The following is an 18322-nucleotide window of genomic DNA, read 5'->3' as shown; positions in this document are numbered from 1 at the left end:
CACTGCTCCGTTGTCCACAGAATCGTCAACTCGCCTGTGGATAAGTCACTTTGGCTGTGGATCAAACATCCCAGCGGAAATCGATGGCACCGGAAAACCGTGCTCCGGCATCCTGGCGCGATGAACGGAACCGCACGACGACAACCGCCGGACGAACGCCGCACGGTGAAGGTCTCGAAGTACCTCTCCAAGCACCTGCGCCACCAGCCGGAGCGCATCGGTCTCGTCCTCGACGCCCACGGCTGGACCGAGATCGAGGCGCTGCTCCAGGCCGCCGCACGCAACGGCTTCGTGATCACCCGCGAGGAACTCGACCACGTCGTCGCGACCAACGACAAGAAGCGCTTCGCGATCGAGGGCACCCGCATCCGGGCCAGCCAGGGCCACACCATCGCGGTGGACCTGGACCTGCCGGCCGCGGAACCGCCCGCGTACCTCTACCACGGTACGGTCGCCGCCCTGCTCCCCGCGATCCGGGCGGAGGGGCTGCGCCCCATGGCCCGCCACCATGTGCACCTCTCCCCCGACCGGGAGACCGCGACCCGGGTCGGCGCGCGCCGGGGCCGGCCGGTGGTGCTCAGCGTCGACGCCGGAGCCATGCACCGGGCCGGACACGTGTTCCGCGTCAGCGCCAACGGTGTCTGGCTGGCCGATGCCGTACCGCCGGAGTTCCTGCGCTTTCCCGGCTGAGGCATGATCGCCCCCATGGCACACCCGCACCTGCCCACCACCGAAGCCGCCGTTGTCGCGATCCGTGAGATCGCCCGGGAGTTCGGGCTGGAGATGACGGTGACCGACGACATCGGCGCGGACCAGACGTCCCGGCGTACCTCGTCCGGCGCGTTCGCCGTCCTCGACGCGGACGGTTCGCTGCCGCACGAGGCGTACGTGGAGCTGGGCGGCTCCCCGTCGGTCACGGTCCAGATCTTCCCTGAGGACGACGCCAGGATCGTCGTGGAGGGCATCGCGTTCGAGGACGTTCCCCGTGACGCGGTCCCCGCGTTCGTCCGCTCCCTCCACAGCGGCCTGGCCCATGTGAAGGGTCGTTTCTTCCCGCCCGGCTGGTGGCTGATCGTCCCGCTGCCCGGCGACGAGACCTACAGGAAACTCGTCCCCGGCGTCTCGCTCACCCCGTGGATGAGCCGCCAGACCCGCTGACCGCGGCGGTGGGGCGGGTCAGGCCAGCCAGTCGCCGTCCCGCATCAGTTCACGGCCGCGCAGTTCATCCGCCTCACGCCAGGCCTGGACGCGGCGCGGGGTGATGCGGAACCAGCGGTACGCCGTGGTCAGCGCGTACGGGTCGAAGCCGGTGCGCGCGGCGAAGCGGTCCCTCCGCTCCTCCGGCAGCGCGTCCATCTCCAGCACCTCGACATCGCCCTCGATCATGGTCACATCGCGGGTGGCTCCGAGCCCGAGCCGAGCGGTCCCGGTGGCCGCCAGGTTCCGGCCGGTCGGGCTGTCCGCCGGGGTGGCCACCAGGAGAGCGGCCCCGTCCCAGTCGAAGGACAGCGGCACCAGATACGGCACGCCGTCCGCCGAGGCGGTGGCGACCCAGACGTCGACATCGTGGTCCAGCCGGTGCGCGGTGTCGCGCCGACGGGCGGCACGGGAACGGGGGCCGAGGGCTGCGGGGACCTCGCCCGTAGCGCTGGTCTCGCCTGCCTCGCCCGTACTGCCTGCCTCGCCCGTACCGCTGGCCTCGCCCGTACCGCTGGCCTCGTTCATCGATCCCGCTCCCCTCAGTCCGTGCAGTGAGCACAGTTTCCCCGCACGGGGTCTGCCCCGCCTGGTATTCGAAGGTCCGGATCCCGTTCCACGCGCGCGCGTAGGGTGGCGTCATGCGCTTGAGTACGGTGATCCTCCCCATCCACCGATGGAGCGAGGGGCAGAAGACCTGGCGGCGGGCCGAGGACCTCGGGTTCCATGCCGCGTACACCTATGACCACCTGTCCTGGCGGACCTTCCGGGACGGCCCGTGGTTCGGCGCGCTGCCCACGCTCACCGCGGCTGCGACGGCCACCCATCGGATGCGGCTCGGCACGCTCGTGACCTCAGTCAAGCCTTGTTCACCCATCGCACGCTGACCTGCGGAAACATGGCAAGGGTGCAGGAAGGGCCGACATGGGCGCTTAGATCGGCTCGACGGCGATGCGAGGGTGGCACAGTCGGCGCAGGTCATCCGTGTCGCTCGTGATGACAGTGACGTCGCCGTGCTCCACGTGAGCCGTGGCCGCGAGCATCGCATCGATGGCGTACTTGTGACCGTGCAGGCCTTCTGCGGCGAGCAGTCTGCTTGCCGCACGTGCGATCTCCTCCGTGACGGGGCGCACCTTGGCCAGGGAAACGGCATGGTCGAACGCCGCCTGCGGCACCTTCGGGTCGCGTGCCTCCACCAGCGTGGCGGCGCTCGTCACGACGAGCAGGTCCAGTCTGCGGGCGACGTCCAGCCATACGGTCATGTCACGGTGCCGACGGGAGAGTTTGGAGAGGGCCTCGCTGTCGAGAACGAGAGTCCCGCTCATGCGGCGTCCGCTGGAGCGGACTCATCGTGGTGGGCAGCGTGGTGGGCGCGGATGCGCTCGGCCTTGTCCGACACCTCAGCAGAATCGACAGGACCGTGCTCCGCTTCAGCGGTGGCGATGTACTCGTCGATGGCCTCGCGCTGGAGCTGCCGCTGTACGGCCTCCTCGATATAGGAGGAGACGCCTTGTTTGCCGGCGCGTGTGCGGATTGCCTCCAGGGTCTCGGCGCGTAGGGAGACGCTGGTGACTCGGGTCTTGCCAGGGCGAGGCGTGTCCATAGGGGAAGTGTAGTACATGACCTATTACCCTGCTGGCGTTCGGCGGTGCCTACCGGCGATCGGCGGCGAGCCTGCTGAGGCGGTCGCCGATGACGGAGACGCCCGGACGGGGATCGTTCTCGTAATACCAGGGCTTGCGACGGCGCAGCAGCGTCTCACCGTGCTCGCGCCAGGTGAAGCCGGGTTTCCGCAGAAGCTTCCGGAACACCTCGTCGGCGGTCTCCGGGTGAGCGGCGACCAGACGGCGGATCGGCAATGGCGCGATCGACTCCTCGCGCAGGTACGTGCGCAGCAGATCCTGGTGCCGCCCGCGGCCCGTGAGGGCGGGATCTGCGAAGAGGTCCCGCAGCATCCCGTAGTCGGCGTAGAAGTTGAGCCCGTCGACCTGGTCGTAGATGACACCGATGGTGTCCGAGTCCGCCAGTTCCCACGGAAATTCGAAGAAGGGCAGGTCCAGGCCAGGGAGCCGCCCGCGTCGGGCATGACCGGGCTGTGCGGCGACGGCGGCCTCCCGGCAGTGACGGTAGTAGGCGTTGAGGAGGTCCTGGGCTTCGGCAGGCGGCAGGGCCAACTCGTCGCCGCCGCAGAACTCGATGAACGCGGCCCGGTCCTCCCGCATCCGCTGCCATCCCTGCTCGATCTTCTGGGGGTTGCGGAAGACCAGCTCGGGTTGGCTGGTGGCCAGTTCGAGCGCCGCCTGCGCGATATCGGTGGCACTCGACCTGGGGTAGTACGACATCGCGCCGGACACCAGCCACGCCCCGTCGACCGAGTGGACGGGCACCAGGCAGGTGTGAAGGAATCCCCCCTTGGACACTCCACGGAACGCCGCCGGCCCGACATTCGAGTGCGTGCGGTATTCCAGGTCGTCGACAAGGTTCAGCAGGACAACGGCATCCCCGTCCTTGCGCTGGATCTCGAAGATGCCCTCGACCGGGTCACGCCAGCCGAGCAGCATCTCCCGGTCGGACGCGGTCAAGTCCTTCCGTCCGGCGACGAACCGGTCCACCACGGTCGAACCGTCCGGCAGCCGATACCGCAGGATGAAGTGGTCGGTGACCCGGATCGCCTCACCCTCGTCCAGCTGCCGTTCAGGCCCAGCGGCATCCAGCAGGAGGGGCGTCAACCACCGGTCGAAGCTGGCGCTCTGAGCGAAGGTGACCAGTTTCCCTTTCAACTCGGCGCTGTGCTCGATGAGATCGGCCAGCGACGGTTCACCGGCACCCTGATGCGCGCCTTGTACGGCCTTAGCCACGTTCAGCCCTTTCGTACGAGCCAGTTCCGCGTGAAGTGAGAGGTGCCCGGCGTCAACCGACCCAGTGGCGGTACGCCTCGATCCACTCCGCCCCCTCGGGCGCCGGGCTGGGCAACGGCAGCTCCAGGATGCCGATCGACTGCCGGACGCGGCCACGAGAGCACAGGGCGACGATCCTGCCGTCGGGCGCGAGGCCGACGCCGTGCACAGTTACCTCGACGCCGAGAACCGCGGTGGTGAAGGGCAGGTCGAGGCACTCCTCAAGCATGGCGAACAGACCAGTCAGCTGCTCGTCCTCGTTGTAGGCGTCGACAGTCGCCTCTTCGATCATGGCCTTGAGTTCGGCCCTACCCAGCGTGCCCATGACGCCACGGTAGCGACCCCATCGCGACGTGGGCGTGGCTTCCCGAATCTGCTCCGTCGGCATATCCGTGGCAGCGGGAAGCGCGCGTATCGTCGGGGTCATGCGTCTGAGCACGGTGATCCTCCCCATCCACCGGTGGGTCGAAGGACAGAAGATCTGGCGGCGGGCCGAAGAACTCGGGTTCCATGCCGCGTACACGTACGACCACCTCTCCTGGCGGACCTTCCGGGACGAGCCGTGGTTCGGTGCCATCCCCACGCTCACGGCCGCGACGATGGTGACGCAGAGTATCCGCTTGGGTACCCTCGTCACCTCGCCGAACTTCCGGCATCCGGTGACGCTCGCCAAGGAGCTGATGACGCTCGACGACATCTCCGACGGGCGGATCACGCTAGGCATCGGCGCCGGCGGCAACGGCTTCGACGCGACCGCGCTGGGCCAGGAGCCGTGGACGCCGAAGGAGCGGGCGGACCGTTTCGGCGAGTTCGTGGCGCTGCTCGACCGGCTGCTCACCGAGGACGCGGTGACGGAGACCGGCACGTTCTACTCGGCCGACGAGGCGCGGAACATCCCCGGCTGCGTCCAGCGCCCGCGGCTGCCGTTCGCGGTGGCGGCGACGGGGCCGCGCGGTCTGAAGCTGGCCGCGCGGTACGGGCAGGCGTGGGTGACGACCGGTGACCCGAAGATCTTCGAGGAGGGCACCCCGGAGCAGTCGGTGGCGGCGCTGCGCGGCCAGGTCGAGAAGCTCGGCAAGGCGTGCGCCGAGACCGGCCGGGAGGTCGCCGAGCTGGACAAGGTGCTGCTGACCGGCTTCACGCCGGACCGGAGCCGGCCGCTGGAGTCCGTGGACGCGTTCGTGGACTTCGCCGGGCGCCACCGCGCGATCGGCTTCACCGAGATCGTGATCCACTGGCCGATCCCCGACTCCGACTTCGCCGCCGACCAGGCCGTCTTCGAGCGGATCGCCACCGAGGCGCTCGCCCAGCTGGGCTGACGCCGGAGCGAGGGCGGGCCCGGCCTGGCGAGACCGGGCGAGGCCGCGGGGGGCACGGCCCGACGGGGTGGGCACGGCCGGGGGGGGCGAACACGGCCGGGGGCGGACGCGGCCGGTCAGACGGGGAAACCCTCGCCGGTCAGGCGGTCCGTCGGGCGTGGTCTCGCCACAGCGCCCGCATGACGGGGGAGCCGGCCGGCTCGGGTCCGGCCGGGCAGACGTCGAAGTGGCTCACCCGGCAGGTGTCGGACGGCACGGCGGAGCCGAGGTTCACGGCGGTTCCGTCGCCCGCGACGCGCCAGCGGCTGCCCGCCGGGACGACACCGGCCGCCAGCTCCCCCGGCTCGATCATGATCCAGCGCCCGCGCACCGTGCGGTGCCACGCGGCGGACGCCCCGCACCGACGGCAGTTCGCGACGGACGGCTCGGGCTGCCGCCCGTGCGCCACGGCATCGACCAGGCCCGCCAGGACGTCGCCCACCAGCACCGGGTCCCGCGCGGGCAGGCTCGCGCCTGTCCCCTCGCACTCCGGGCACAGCGCCATTCCGAGGCTCGCGACCCAGGTCCCGTACGGCACCCCGCAGGAGTCGCACCCGTCCCTTCTCCGGCCCGAGCCCATGCTCCCGCCCCCCTGAGACGCCTTCCGCTCCCAGAGATCTTCCCCGTCGAACGAAAAACGAACGGACGTTTACGGCCACGTCGGGACGGGCCGCCCCTCCCGCTCACTTCGGGCGCCGCTCGCGCTCACTCGGGCCGCCCCTCCCGGTCGCCTCGGGCGCCCCTCCCGCTCAGTTCGGTCGGCCGCCCGCGCGCTTCGGCAGGTTCCGGTAGCCGGGGTGGACGCCCGGCGTGAGGCCCTGCTGCTCGGCGATCCGCCCGAGCAGCGCCGTCAGCCGTACCCGGTCCTCCTCGTCCAGCGCCGCGAACAGCTCGTCCTCGTGCGCGGCGGCCACCTCCCCTACCCCTTCGAGGGCCCGTCGGCCCCCCTCGGACACGTACAGCTCGTGGTGACGACGGTCCTCGACGCTGCGCCGCCGTTCGACGAAACCCTTCTGCTCCAGGTTGTCGATCAGCGCGACGACACGGCTCGGCACGACGCCGAGGTCGGCGGCGAGGGAGCGCTGACTCCGGCCGGGCTGCATGGCGATCATCCGCAGCAGACCGACGTCCGGGGGTGCGAGGCCGAGGGCGCCGACGCGTTCGCCGAAGCGGCCGGCCGCGTGCGCCCCGAGCTGGGCGAGCAGAAACGCGCCACCGCGCGGAGGCGCGGGCGGAGGCGCCGCCGCGTCGTCCGGGTCTTCCACTGGTTGCCGGTCACTGCTCACGGAGTTAGGGTACGCGAAAAGAATGATTCTCCACTGTGAACTATTCTTCTCAGAGAACGGACCGTACCCGTGTCTGCAGAGAGCTGGACCGACCCCCGGCCGACCGAGGTCTCCCGAGAGCGAGAGCGCAGGGAAGCGCAGGGAGGGCCGCCGCCGGGCGTGCTCGCCGTGGTGTTCACCGCGCTGTTCCTCGCCGGGCTCGTCCTCAGCACCGTGCTCGCCGGTGGCGACCCGTTCCCCTCCCCCTTCGGGGAGACCGGCGAGATCGTGGCCTACTTCCGCGCCCACTCCGACGCCGTCCAGATCTCCGGCGCCCTCCAGTTCGCCGCCTCGATCCCGCTGGCCGTGTACGCCGCCACCGTCTCGGCCCGGCTGCACCGGCTCGGCGTCCGCGCCCCCGGCGCCACGATCGCCCTGGCCGGCGGCCTCCTCGCCGCCGGATTCCTGGCCTGCTGCGGGCTGGTGAGCTGGACCCTGTCCCGTACGGAGGTCCTCGAACTCCCGCCGCTCGTACGGGCCCTCCAGTACCTGGCCTTCGCCACCGGCGGCCCCGGGCACGTGGTGACGCTCGGCCTGCTCGTGGCCGGAATCGCCGTCCCCGGGCTCCTCGCCGGACTGCTGCCCCGCGCCCTGGCGGTGACCGGTCTGGTGCTGGCGACCGTCGCGGAACTGGCCACCCTCACCCTGCTCTTCGACGGCGCCGCCCTGCTGCTGCCGCTGGCCCGCTTCACCTGCCTCGGCTGGCTGATCGCCGCCGGTTTCCTGCTGCCCCGGCACCGCGCCCGGACCACGCGCACCAGCACCGGCAGCCCCAGCACCAACACCCGTAAGGGGTCCTGACATGACCGAGAACCGCACCCCCGACGAGACCCGCAACAGCGCGAAGCCCAGCCGCGCCCCCGACCCCGCCCTGATCGCCAAACTCCTCCGCTTCCAGCGGCCCGAGAAGTCCCTGCGCTACCTGGGCGAACTCTCCGACGCCCGCCTCGCCGACCTCTTCGGCCTCGACCCCGACACCTACCGCGCCCTGCTGCGGGACCTCGACGACCAGGCCAGGAACACCGCCGCCGAACTCCTCAAGGACCCCGTCCTCGCCGAGCGGGTCGGCGCGCTGCCCATCCTGCCCGGCCAGCGGATCGTGGCGCTCGGCGAGAGCACCACCGCCGACCGGCTCTCCTGGTTCGCGATCCTGCGCCACCTCCTCCCGGACGGCGTCGTCCTCGTCGACCTCGCCGTCTCCGGGCTCACCACCACCCAGGCCCTCGCCCAACTGCCCCCACTGCCCCACCTGCGCCCCGACTGGGTGCTCTGCATGCTCGGCGCGAACGACACCCAGCGGATCGGCCACGGCACCGACGGGCCCGGCACCCGGCTGGTCAGCGGTCCCGAGACCGAGCGCAACCTCCTGGCCCTCCGCGAACTCGCCGCTCCCCCGGTGGCGGACCGCTGGATCTGGCTCACCCCCAGCTCCGTCGACCAGGAACGGGCCGACGTCTACCCCCACTTCCGCCGCGCCGGGATCGGCTGGAGCGCCGAGGACGTCGACGGCGTCGCCGACTTCCTCCTCGGCCGTCCCGAACTCACCGTCGACACCCGGGCGGCCACCGCGGGCCTGCAGCTCGACGACGGGATCCACCTCACCCCCGAAGGCCAGCGGGCCGTCGCCGTCGCGCTCGTCGAGGCCCTGGCGGAGGTGGCGGCGGCGAACGCAGCCGAGGCGACGGAGGTGGCGGCGTCATGAGGTTCCTGCTCTTCGGCGTCACCGGCGGCACCGGCGCTCAGCTCCTCGCCCAGGCCCTCGCCTCGGGCCACCAGGTCACCGCCGTCGCCCGCGACCCCGCCCGGGTGCCGGTGCCCGTACCGGCACCGATGACGGACCCGGCCCCGGACCAGGCGTCCCGGCTGACGGTCCTGCGCGGGGACGCGCTCGCCCCGGAGTCCTGGCGGCAGGCCGTCGCCGGGCACGACGCCGTCCTCTCCTGCCTCGGCAGCACCGACCGCAAGCACCCGACGACCGTCTACTCGCAGGGCACCCGGAACATCGTCGAAGCCATGCGCGCGTCCGGCGTGGACCGGCTGCTCTGCATCTCCTCCGCCGGCCTGGAGATCACCCCCGACGTGCCGCTGCCGCAACGGCTGGTCACCCGGTACGTGATCCAGCGCCTCTACCGGCACGGCTACGCCGACATGGCCCGGATGGAGACCTTCATGACCTCGGCGGCGGCCGAGGACACGGCCTGGACGGTGGTACGGCCGCCGATGCTCACCGACGGCCCGCTGACCGGACGCTACCGGACCGCCGAGAACGGCCACCTGGACCGCCCGAAGTCCCTCTCCCGCGCCGATCTCGCGCACTGCCTCCTGACCCGGGTCGACGACCCCCGCACCCATCGGGCCGTCATGGAGGTCGCGTACTGAGAGCCCACCGGCCTCTTCCGCACCTCGAAGTACGCCCGGAGGAACGGAAGGCCGGAATCCACTCACTCATATGTGCGGCTCCCCGCACGCCCGTGCGTCCGGTGCGGAAGAATGGGGCGGTGACCTCTCCCCGTTCCCCGCACCTGTCCGCCCCTGCTCCCCGGCTGATCGCCACCGACCTCGACGGCACGCTGCTGCGCGACGACAAGTCCGTCTCCGCGCGCACGGTCGCCGCACTCGCCGCGGCCGAGCGGGCCGGCATCGAGGTCTTCTTCGTCACCGGCCGCCCGGCCCGCTGGATGGACGTCGTCAGCGACCACGTCCACGGGCACGGTCTGGCGATCTGCGCCAACGGCGCCGCCGTCGTCGACCTCCACGCGGGCGGCGCCTTCCTGGAGGTGCGTCCGCTGGAGCGGCCCGTCGCCCTCGATGTCGTAACGGCCCTGCGCGCCGCCGCACCCGGCACCTCCTTCGCGGTCGAGCTGACCACCGGCATCCACTACGAGCCGCAGTACCCGCCGTTCTTCCTCGACCCCGGCGCGACCGTCGCCACCGCCGAGAAGCTCCTCTTCGAGGAGGCGCCGGGAGCCGCCGCCCCCGTGCTCAAGCTGCTCGCCCAGCACCCGGAGCTCGACCCCGACGCGTTCCTCGCGGTGGCGAGGGAGACGGCCGGGGACCACGCCGCCTTCACCCGGTCGAGCCCCACCGCCCTCATCGAGATCAGCGCCCATGGCGTCTCCAAGGCCTCCACCCTGGCCCTCTGCTGCGCCGAGCGCGGCATCACGGCCGAGGAGGTCGTCGCCTTCGGCGACATGCCCAACGACATCGAGATGCTGAGCTGGGCGGGCCGCTCGTACGCGATGGGCAACGCCCACCCCGACGTGATCGCCGCCGCCTCCGGCCGTACCGTCGGCAACAACGAGGACGGCGTGGCCGTCGTCATCGAGCAGCTGGTGGCCGAAGCGACGGCAGCCGCGCACGGCGACCGGCTCCGCCGACCGCACGGCCACTAGCTCCGCCGACCGACCCGCCGGGCACTGCCTCCCCCGGCGCTACAGCGGCGCCTCCCACACCACCGTCGTGCCGCCGCCGTCCTCCCCGGTGCCCGGTCCGCACCAACTCGCGCCGCCCAGCGACTCGGCCCGCCGCGCCAGGTTGCGCAGCCCGCTGCGCCGCCCGCCCGCCGGAATGCCGATGCCGTCGTCGGCGACTTCGAGCCGTACCCCGGCGGAACCGTCCGGCAGGGTGACGCCCGCGTCGACGACCACCTCGATACGGCTCGCCTCCGCGTGCCGGAAGGCGTTGGACAGCGCCTCCCGCAGCGCGGCGATGAGGTTCTTGCCGGTGAGTTCGCCGACCATGGTGTCGATCGCGCCGAGGAAGCGGTGCGCGGGCTTGAAGCCGAGCGGCACCGCCGCCATGTTGATCTCCCGCAGCACGCGGGTGCGCAGCCCCGAGGGGGCCTCGGCGGGGCCCTGCTGGAGCGCGAAGATCGCCGTACGGATCTCCTGGATGGTCACGTCCAGTTCGTCCACGGCCTTGCCGACGCCCTCGCGCACGGCCGGGACGATCGACCTGCGCTGGGCGCCCTCCAGCATCATGCCGGTGGCGAAGAGCCGCTGGATCACGAGATCGTGCAGGTCACGGGCGATCCGGTCGCGGTCCTCGTAGACGGCGAGGCGCTCCCGGTCCCGCTGCGCGTCGGCCATCATCAGGGCGAGCGCCGCCTGCGAGGCGAACTGGGTCGCGAGCGTCCGCTCCGCCTCGGTGAACTGGCGCGCGCCCCGCACCCGGGGGGTGGCGAGCGCGCCGAGCACCCGCCCGCCGCTCTGCAGCGGCAGCATCATGCTCGGGCCGTACGGGGAGGTCAGCCGGCTGATCATGCGCGGGTCCTTCGACGCGTCCGCGATGAAGACCGCCTCGCCGTCCAGGAGCTGTTCCACCACGGCGCTCTCGGGCGGGATCACCACACCCAGCGACTTCGTGGGCCGGGGCGAGGAGACGGCGACGATCTCCAGGCCGCCGTCCTCGGCGGGCAGCAGCACGATGCCGGCGTCCGCGTCGGCGAGCCGCCGGGCCTGTTCGGCGACGACGGCGAGGGCGTCGTCGGCGTCGCCGCCGGAGAGCAGCGCGGTGGTGACGGCGACCGAGCCGTCGATCCACCGCTCGCGCTGCCGGGCGGCCTCGTACAGGCGGGCGTTGCCGATGGCGATGCCCGCCTCGGTGGCCAGCACACGGACCATGTGCACGTCGTAGTCGTTGAACTCGCCGCCGCCGCGCTTCTCCGCGAGGTACAGATTGCCGAAGATCTCGCCCTGGACGCGGATGGGGACGCCGAGGAAGGTCCGCATCGGAGGGTGTCCCGGTGGGAAGCCGGCCGAGCGCGGGTCGGTGGAGAGGTCGGCGAGCCGGATCGTCTGGGGGTCCTGGATCAGCGCGCCGAGCAGCCCGGCGTGGCCGTCGGGCCGGTGGCCGATGCGGCGGGCCACCTCCTCGTCGACGCCGAAGGTGACGAAGTCGGACAGGCCCTTGCCCTCGTCGTCGACGACGCCGATCGCGGCGTAGCGGGCGTCGGCGAGTTCGGCGGCGGTCTCGCAGATGCGGTCGAGGGTGGAGTGGAGTTCGAGCCCGGTACCGACCGAACGCATGGCCTCCAGGAGCTGCGGTACGCGGGCGGTGAGTTCCGTGGACAGGCCCTGGAGGCTCCGGGTGGCCTGAGTGGCGGCTTCCAGGGGGTCCGGGGCGTCGGACGCTTCGGCGGTCATGGCTTGAGCCTAGTAAGTCCTATTTGGCGAGAAAAGTCGGCCGGTCACCGCCGGGGGCGGGCAGGGACGTCTCCGGGCCGACGACGAGCAGGTCGGTCGCCCGTTCCTGGTCGAGCATCCGGCGCAGCGGGCCTTCCGCGGCGGCCAGTTCCGCGTACGGTCCGTGCTGCACGGTCCGGCCCCCGTCCAGGACGAGGACCTCGTCGACCGCTTCGAGTCCGTGCAGGCGGTGGGTGATGAGGAGGGTCGTACGGCCTTCCGTGGCCCGGAGCAGATCGTCGGTGAGGGCGTCGGCGGTGGCCAGGTCCAGGTGCTCGGCCGGCTCGTCGAGGACGAGTACGGGGAAGTCGGCGAGGAGGGCGCGGGCGAGCGCGAGGCGCTGGCGCTGACCGCCGGAGAGCTGGGAGCCGTGTTCGCCCACGAGGGTGTCGAGCCCGGCGGGCAGCGCGTCCACCCAGTCGAGCAGCCGGGCCCTGCGGAGCGCCTCGCGCAGTTCCTCGTCGCTCGCGCCGGTGCGGGCGAGCCGCAGGTTCTCGCGGACGGAACTGTCGAAGAGGTGCGCGTCCTGGGCACAGAGCCCGACGAGGCGGCGGACCGCGTCGCCGTCGAGCTCCCAGGCGGGCACGCCGCCGATCCGGTACGTGCCGTGCTCCACGTCCAGGAACCGCAGCAGCACCTGGGCGAGCGTGGTCTTGCCGGAGCCGGAGGCACCGACGACGGCGACCCGGCGCCCGGCTTCCAGGGTGAGCCGGAAGTCGGTGAGCGCGGCCCGTTCCTGACCGGCGTGCCGGGCGGAGAGCCCGTCGAGCACCAGCGGGAACGGGCTCGCCGGGGGAGTCTCGGGCCGGACCGGCTCCCGTACGGGCACGGGCGCGTCCAGCACCTCGAAGACCCGCTCGGCGCTGTGCTTGACGCGCTGGCGGTACTGGACGGCGAGCGGAAGTCCGGTGACGGCCTCGAAGGCGGCGAGCGGGGTGAGGACGACCACGGCGAGGGCGACGCCGTCGAGCCGGCCGTCCGCCACCGCCCGGACGCCGACGAGCGCGGCGGCCACCACGGTCAGGCCGCAGACCAGGGCCGAGAGTCCGGCTCCGAGCGCGGTGGCGGCGGCCTGCCGGGAGGCGATGCCGGTGAGCGCCCGGTCGGCGGCCCGCGCCCGCTCGATCCGGCCGCGCAGCGCACCGGCCACGGTCAGCTCGGCGCAGCCGCGGAGCAGATCGGCCACGGCGGTCGCGAGGGCGCCGCGCGCGGGGGCGAGCCGTCGTTCGGCGCGCCGGGCGAGGGCTCCGGCGGCGGCCGGTACGAGGACACCCGCGACCAGCAGGCCGACGGCGAGGACGGCACCGGCCTCGGGCAGCAGCCAGGCGGTGAACCCGGCGGAGGCGACGCCCACCACGAGCGCGGCGCCCGCCGGGAGCAGCCAGCGCAGCCAGTAGTCCTGGAGGGCGTCGACGTCCTGGACGAGCCGGGCGAGCAGGTCGCCCCGCCGGGTGCGGCGCAGTCCGGTCGGGGCGATCCGCTCCAGCCGCCGGAAGACCGAGACCCTGAGTTCGGCGAGCATCCGCAGGACGGCGTCGTGCGAGACGATCCGCTCCGCGTACCGGAAGACCGCCCGCCCGATGCCGAAGGCGCGGGTGGCGGTGACGGCCACCATCAGATAGAGCACGGGCGGCTGTTCGGAGGCGCGGGAGATGAGCCAGCCGGAGACGGCCATGAGTCCGACGGCCGAGCCGAGGGCGAGGCTGCCGAGCAACAGGGCGAGTGCCATCCGCCCCTTGAGCTCCCCGGCCATGCCCCGGACCCGGCCGAGCACGGAGCCAGGGATGCTCACGGCGGGGACGGCCTCGGGGGTCTCGGGGTCGGCCGGCTCGGGGACGACAGTCCCGGAAGCGGCGGCCCCGGAAGCAGCGGCTTCGGAACCACCCGCGTCAGAGCCACCGGTCTCGAAACCACCGGTCTCAGAAGCACCGGCCTCAGAAGCAGCTCCCGCCGGGTCCACCCGTACCACCCGGTCCGCCACCGCGAGCAGCGCCGGGCGGTGGACGACCAGGAGCACGGTCCGGCCGGCGGCGAGGCGGCGGACCGCGTCGACCACGCCCGCCTCCGTCTCGCCGTCGAGCGCCGCCGTCGGCTCGTCGAGCAGCAGCAGGGGACGGTCCGCCAGGAAGGCCCGGGCGAGCGCGAGGCGCTGCCGCTGCCCGGCCGAGAGCCCGACGCCGTCCTCGCCGAGCGGGGTGTCGAGCCCCTGCGGAAGCCCGGTGACGAACCCGTCCGCACCGGCGTCCCGCAGCGCCTGCCGTACGGCCTCGTCGGAGGCGTCCGGGCGGGCGAGGCGGACGTTCTCGGCGATCGTGCCCGCGAAGAGGTAGGGCCGCTGCGGGACCCAGGCGATCCGCGACCGCCAGGCCTCCAGGTCGAGCGTGGCGAGGTCCTGGCCGCCGACGCGGACGGAACCGCCCTCCTCCGGCACCGCGAACCCGAGGACGACATCGAGCAGCGTCGACTTCCCGGCCCCGCTCGGCCCGACCAGGGCCACCGTCTCGCCCGGCTCGACCGTCAGCGTCGTCGCGTCGAGCGAGGGTTCGACGCGCCCGGCGTGACGTACCACCACCCCGTCAAGCTCCAGGCGTACGGACGCGGGGACGGCGCCCGTACCGCTCTCCCGTACCGGCTGCTCCAGGACGTCGAAGATCTCCTCCGCCGCCGCGAGCCCCTCCGCCGCCGCGTGGAACTGGGCTCCCACCTGCCGCAGCGGCAGATAGGCCTCCGGCGCCAGGATCAGGATGACGAGCCCGGTGTACAGGTCCAGCTCGCCGTGGACGAGCCGCATGCCGATGGTCACGGCGACCAGCGCGACCGACAGGGTCGCGAGGAGTTCCAGGGCGAAGGAGGAGAGGAAGGCGATCCGCAGGGTGCGCATCGTCGCCTGCCGGTACTCGGAGGTGATCGTGCGGATCGACTCGGCCTGGGCCTTCGCCCGGCCGAAGATCTTCAGGGTGGGAAGCCCGGCCACCACGTCCAGGAAGTGCCCGGAGAGCCGGGACAACAGCTTCCACTGGCGGTCCATCCGGGCCTGGGTGTACCAGCCGATCAGGATCATGAAGACCGGGATGAGCGGCAGGGTGACGACGATGATCGCCGCCGAGACCCAGTCCTCGGTGACGATCCGGGCCAGCACCGCGACCGGCACGACCACCGCGAGACCGAGCTGCGGCAGATAGCGGGCGAAGTAGTCGTCGAGGGCGTCCACGCCCCTCGTCGCGAGGGCGATCAGCGAACCGGCCTTCTGGCCGCTGAGCCAGCCCGGCCCGAGGCCGGCGGCCCGGTCGAGCAGCCGGCCGCGCAGTTCGGACTTGACCGCCGCACTCGCCCGGTGGGCGGCGAGCTCGGTCAGCCAGGAGACCAGCCCCCGTGCCGCCGCCACTCCGGCGAGCAGCAGCAGGGGGGTGGTCAGGGCGGAAGCCGACTGGTCGTTCTGGAAGGACCCCACCACGATCTCGGCGACGAGCATCGCCTGGGCGATGACCAGCACCGCCCCGACCAGGCCGAGTGCGACCACCGCGATCAGGAAGACGCGGGTGGCCCTGGCGTACCGGAGCAGGCGCGGATCGATCGGTTTCACGTGAAACATGCTCCCCTGGACAGGCCCTAGTGGGACTCGGCGATGTGCTGGGTACCGATCCGCTTGCGGAACACCCAGTAGGTCCAGCTCTGGTAGAGCAGCACCAGCGGGGTCGCGATCGCCGCGCACCAAGTCATGATCTTGAGCGTGTACGGGCTCGACGACGCGTTCGTCACGGTGAGGCTCCACTCGGGGTTGAGCGAAGACGGCATGACGTCCGGGAACAGCGCGAGGAAGAGCATCGCCACGGCGGAGGCGATGGTGATGCCCGAGAGCGCGAACGACCAGCCCTCGCGCCCGGCCTTGATCGCGACGATCGCCCCGACCAGGGCCACCACGGCGACCAGCATGGCCGCGAAGCTCCAGCTGTCACCCGTGTCGACCTGGGTCCAGATCAGGAAGCCGAGCGCGAGCACCGCCGTGACCAGGCCCAGCTTGAGCGCGAGCGCCCGTGCCCGCATCCGGATGTCACCGACCGTCTTGAGCGAGGCGAAGACCGCGCCGTGGAAGGTGAAGAGGGTGAGCGTGACCAGGCCGCCGAGGATCGCGTACGGGTTGAGCAGGTCCCAGAAGTTGCCGACGTACTCCATGTCCCCGTCGATCTTCACGCCCCGGACGATGTTGCCGAAGGCCACGCCCCAGAGGAGCGCGGGGATCAGCGAGGTCCAGAAGATGGCCTGTTCCCAGTTGCGCTGCCACTTCTCCTCGGCCCGCTTCGCCCGGTACTCGAAGGCGACGCCCCGGACGATCAGGCAGACCAGGATGATCAGCAGCGGCAGGTAGAAGCCGGAGAAGAGCGTCGCGTACCACTCGGGGAAGGCGGCGAAGGTCGCGCCGCCGGCGGTGAGCAGCCAGACCTCGTTGCCGTCCCAGACGGGCCCGATGGTGTTGATGAGGACCCGCTTCTCGGCCCGGTCGCGGGCGAGCAGCTTGGTCAGGATGCCGACCCCGAAGTCGAATCCCTCCAGGAAGAAGTAGCCGATCCAGAGGACGGCGATGAGTACGAACCAGACGTCGTGGAGTTCCATGCCTCGATCTCCTGAGCCTCAGTACGAGAAGGCCATCGGGCGGTCGGGGTCACGAGAGTCCCCGCCGATCTTGGTGGGCGGGTTGAGATCGTCGTCGCTGAGCTCCGGCGGGCCCGCCTTGATGTACTTCACGAGGAGCTTGACCTCGATCACGGCGAGGATCGCGTACAGCGACGTGAAGACGATCATCGAGGTGAGCACCTCGCCCTGGGAGACACCGGGGGAGACCGCGTCCCGGGTGCGCAGCACGCCGTAGACGACCCAGGGCTGGCGGCCCATCTCGGTGAAGATCCAGCCCCAGGAGTTGGCGATGAGCGGGAACGCCATGGTCCAGAGGGCGATGATCCAGTACCACTTGCCCAGGCGGGGGCTGAGTGCCTTCCGCTTGAACAGGACCAGGTTCGGCACCTCGTCCTCACCGGTCCTCATCCCGGGGGCCAGCATGAACTTCTTGCGGGTCAGCCAGAGGCCGAGCACACCGATGCCCAGCGAGGCCATGCCGAAGCCGATCATCCAGCGGAATCCCCAGTACGCGACGGGGATGTTGGGCCGGTAGTCGCCGGGCCCGAACTTCTCCTGCTCGGCCTTGTTGACGTCGTTGATGCCCGGGACGTACGAGCTGAAGTCGTCGTTGGCGAGGAAGGACAGCAGGCCGGGGATCTCGATGGCCACCGTGTTGTGGCCCTTCTCGACGTCGCCGTAGGCGAACACCGAGAAGGGTGCGGGCGCCTCGCCGTCCCAGAGCGCCTCCGCGGCGGCCATCTTCATGGGCTGCTGCTTGAACATGACCTTGCCGAGCAGGTCACCGCTGATGGCGGTGCCCAGGCCGGCGATGATCAGGGTGATCAGGCCGAGTCGCAGCGAGGTCCGCATCACCGGGATGTGCTTCTTGCGTGCCAGGTGGAAGGCGGAGATGCCGACCATGAACGCGCCGCCGACCAGGAAGGCCGCCGTCATGGTGTGGAAGAACTGGGTGAGGGCGGTGTTCTGGGTGAGCACGTGCCAGAAGTCGGTGAGCTCGGCCCGGCCGCGCTCCTCGTTGATGCGGTAGCCCACCGGGTGCTGCATCCAGGAGTTGGCCGCGAGGATGAAGTACGCGGAGAGGACGGTGCCGATCGACACCATCCAGATGCAGGCGAGGTGGATCCGCTTCGGGAGCTTGTCCCAGCCGAAGATCCACAGACCGATGAAGGTCGACTCGAAGAAGAAGGCGATGAGCGCCTCGAAGGCGAGCGGCGCTCCGAAGATGTCACCCACGAACCGGGAGTAGTCGGACCAGTTCATACCGAACTGGAACTCCTGGACGATGCCGGTGACGACACCCATGGCGATGTTGATCAGGAAGAGCTTGCCCCAGAACTTCGTCGCCCTGAGGTACTTCTCCTTCTCCGTCCGCACCCAGGCGGTCTGGAGTCCGGCGGTGAGCGCGGCGAGGGAGATCGTCAGGGGGACGAAGAGGAAGTGGTAGACGGTGGTGATGCCGAACTGCCAGCGCGCCAGGGTCTCTGGCGCCAGAGCGAGGTCCACGTCGTTTTCTCCTTACATCGCCGTGGTCACATCGGCAGTTTGCCCTGTTAATCCCACAAATTACGGGAGCAACCAGGACACGCTTGTGAACGCGTTCACATTCACAAGCATTATGTCTCATACGAAATCCGTATCTTCTACTGGGGTCCCCTCCCGCGTTCCCGGGGTCCCCCGGGAACGCGAAGACCCCCACGAGCGGGGCGCTCACGGGGGTCTGGGCCTGC

Annotated in this window: 19 protein-coding genes; 8 read left to right on the top strand and 11 right to left on the bottom strand. The window is 71.4% G+C overall.

All coding sequences use genetic code 11. The features are described 5' to 3' along the window. Positions 1 to 120 precede the first annotated feature (120 nt). Positions 121 to 690 carry an RNA 2'-phosphotransferase gene (locus ABT154_RS02080; protein ID WP_351851665.1) on the top strand — a complete coding sequence of 190 codons (570 nt, stop codon included), beginning with the start codon at positions 121 to 123 and terminating at the stop codon, positions 688 to 690. A gap of 15 nt (positions 691 to 705) precedes the next feature. Beyond that, positions 706 to 1158 carry a hypothetical protein gene (locus ABT154_RS02075; RefSeq protein ID WP_351851662.1) on the top strand — a complete coding sequence of 151 codons (453 nt, stop codon included), beginning with the start codon at positions 706 to 708 and terminating at the stop codon, positions 1156 to 1158. Between the two features lie 18 nt (positions 1159 to 1176). Here ABT154_RS02075 and ABT154_RS02070 read toward each other — a convergent pair whose 3' ends face one another. Beyond that, the gene (locus ABT154_RS02070; RefSeq protein ID WP_351851659.1) at positions 1177 to 1725 is read right to left on the bottom strand and encodes a pyridoxamine 5'-phosphate oxidase family protein; all 549 of its coding nucleotides are present in this window, start codon (positions 1723 to 1725) and stop codon (positions 1177 to 1179) included. Between the two features lie 113 nt (positions 1726 to 1838). Here ABT154_RS02070 and ABT154_RS02065 point away from each other — a divergent pair, with 113 nt between their 5' ends. Further along, positions 1839 to 2084 (top strand): LLM class flavin-dependent oxidoreductase, encoded by a 246-nt coding sequence (locus ABT154_RS02065; RefSeq protein ID WP_351851656.1) that lies wholly within the window; start codon positions 1839 to 1841, stop codon positions 2082 to 2084. 45 nt (positions 2085 to 2129) lie between these two features. Here the strand turns inward: ABT154_RS02065 and ABT154_RS02060 are convergent, their stop codons facing one another. Genes ABT154_RS02060 through ABT154_RS02045 form a run of 4 tightly spaced genes read right to left on the bottom strand, consistent with a single transcriptional unit; the run spans position 2130 to position 4419 of the window. Next, positions 2130 to 2522: a PIN domain-containing protein gene (locus ABT154_RS02060; RefSeq protein ID WP_351851654.1), complete on the bottom strand. Its 393-nt coding sequence runs from the start codon at positions 2520 to 2522 to the stop codon at positions 2130 to 2132. After that, on the bottom strand, positions 2519 to 2800 hold the full coding sequence (locus ABT154_RS02055; protein WP_351851651.1) for a hypothetical protein: 282 nt from the start codon (positions 2798 to 2800) through the stop codon (positions 2519 to 2521). Before ABT154_RS02055 ends, ABT154_RS02060 begins: the two co-directional genes overlap by 4 nt. Positions 2801 to 2849: 49 nt before the next feature. Continuing rightward, complete coding sequence (locus tag ABT154_RS02050) at positions 2850 to 4055, bottom strand: hypothetical protein (protein ID WP_351851649.1); 1206 nt, start codon at positions 4053 to 4055, stop codon at positions 2850 to 2852. A gap of 52 nt (positions 4056 to 4107) precedes the next feature. Next, positions 4108 to 4419: a hypothetical protein gene (locus ABT154_RS02045; protein ID WP_351851646.1), complete on the bottom strand. Its 312-nt coding sequence runs from the start codon at positions 4417 to 4419 to the stop codon at positions 4108 to 4110. Positions 4420 to 4519: 100 nt separating this feature from the next. Between ABT154_RS02045 and ABT154_RS02040 the strand changes: the two genes are divergently transcribed. Next, a complete protein-coding gene (locus ABT154_RS02040) occupies positions 4520 to 5413 on the top strand; it encodes an LLM class flavin-dependent oxidoreductase (protein WP_351851643.1) in 894 nt (297 codons plus the stop codon). A gap of 139 nt (positions 5414 to 5552) precedes the next feature. Here the strand turns inward: ABT154_RS02040 and ABT154_RS02035 are convergent, their stop codons facing one another. Next, positions 5553 to 5957, bottom strand: a complete 405-nt coding sequence (locus ABT154_RS02035; RefSeq protein WP_351851640.1) for a DUF6083 domain-containing protein — start codon at positions 5955 to 5957, stop codon at positions 5553 to 5555. A gap of 244 nt (positions 5958 to 6201) precedes the next feature. Beyond that, a complete protein-coding gene (locus tag ABT154_RS02030; protein WP_351851638.1) occupies positions 6202 to 6738 on the bottom strand; it encodes a MarR family winged helix-turn-helix transcriptional regulator in 537 nt (178 codons plus the stop codon). Positions 6739 to 6807: 69 nt separating this feature from the next. Between ABT154_RS02030 and ABT154_RS02025 the strand changes: the two genes are divergently transcribed. From ABT154_RS02025 to ABT154_RS02010, 4 genes are all read left to right on the top strand, one after another. Further along, positions 6808 to 7578, top strand: coding sequence for a hypothetical protein (locus tag ABT154_RS02025; RefSeq protein ID WP_351851635.1), 771 nt, complete (start codon positions 6808 to 6810; stop codon positions 7576 to 7578). A gap of 1 nt (position 7579) precedes the next feature. After that, positions 7580 to 8479 (top strand): SGNH/GDSL hydrolase family protein, encoded by a 900-nt coding sequence (locus ABT154_RS02020; protein WP_351851633.1) that lies wholly within the window; start codon positions 7580 to 7582, stop codon positions 8477 to 8479. Next, complete coding sequence (locus ABT154_RS02015) at positions 8476 to 9156, top strand: NAD(P)-dependent oxidoreductase (protein WP_351851631.1); 681 nt, start codon at positions 8476 to 8478, stop codon at positions 9154 to 9156. Before ABT154_RS02020 ends, ABT154_RS02015 begins: the two co-directional genes overlap by 4 nt. A gap of 119 nt (positions 9157 to 9275) precedes the next feature. Beyond that, entirely contained in the window at positions 9276 to 10169 is an 894-nt protein-coding gene (locus tag ABT154_RS02010; protein WP_351851629.1) for a Cof-type HAD-IIB family hydrolase, read from the top strand. A 39-nt stretch (positions 10170 to 10208) separates the two neighbouring features. Here ABT154_RS02010 and ABT154_RS02005 read toward each other — a convergent pair whose 3' ends face one another. From ABT154_RS02005 to ABT154_RS01990, 4 genes are read right to left on the bottom strand one after another with little or no spacing between them, the layout of a single operon-like run. Continuing rightward, on the bottom strand, positions 10209 to 11921 hold the full coding sequence (locus ABT154_RS02005) for a GAF domain-containing sensor histidine kinase (RefSeq protein WP_351851626.1): 1713 nt from the start codon (positions 11919 to 11921) through the stop codon (positions 10209 to 10211). Between the two features lie 19 nt (positions 11922 to 11940). Further along, positions 11941 to 15552, bottom strand: a complete 3612-nt coding sequence (cydD, locus tag ABT154_RS02000) for a thiol reductant ABC exporter subunit CydD (RefSeq protein WP_351851624.1) — start codon at positions 15550 to 15552, stop codon at positions 11941 to 11943. A 17-nt stretch (positions 15553 to 15569) separates the two neighbouring features. Then, positions 15570 to 16571 carry a cytochrome d ubiquinol oxidase subunit II gene (gene cydB, locus ABT154_RS01995; protein WP_351851621.1) on the bottom strand — a complete coding sequence of 334 codons (1002 nt, stop codon included), beginning with the start codon at positions 16569 to 16571 and terminating at the stop codon, positions 15570 to 15572. Positions 16572 to 16589: 18 nt separating this feature from the next. Continuing rightward, positions 16590 to 18098, bottom strand: a complete 1509-nt coding sequence (locus ABT154_RS01990) for a cytochrome ubiquinol oxidase subunit I (RefSeq protein WP_351851619.1) — start codon at positions 18096 to 18098, stop codon at positions 16590 to 16592. Positions 18099 to 18322: the final 224 nt, after the last annotated feature.

Origin of the sequence: Streptomyces sp. NPDC001728 (assembly GCF_040297565.1) — a bacterium.
Classification (GTDB): Bacteria; Actinomycetota; Actinomycetes; order Streptomycetales; family Streptomycetaceae; genus Streptomyces.
This window is presented reverse-complemented; position numbering and strand designations above follow the sequence as displayed.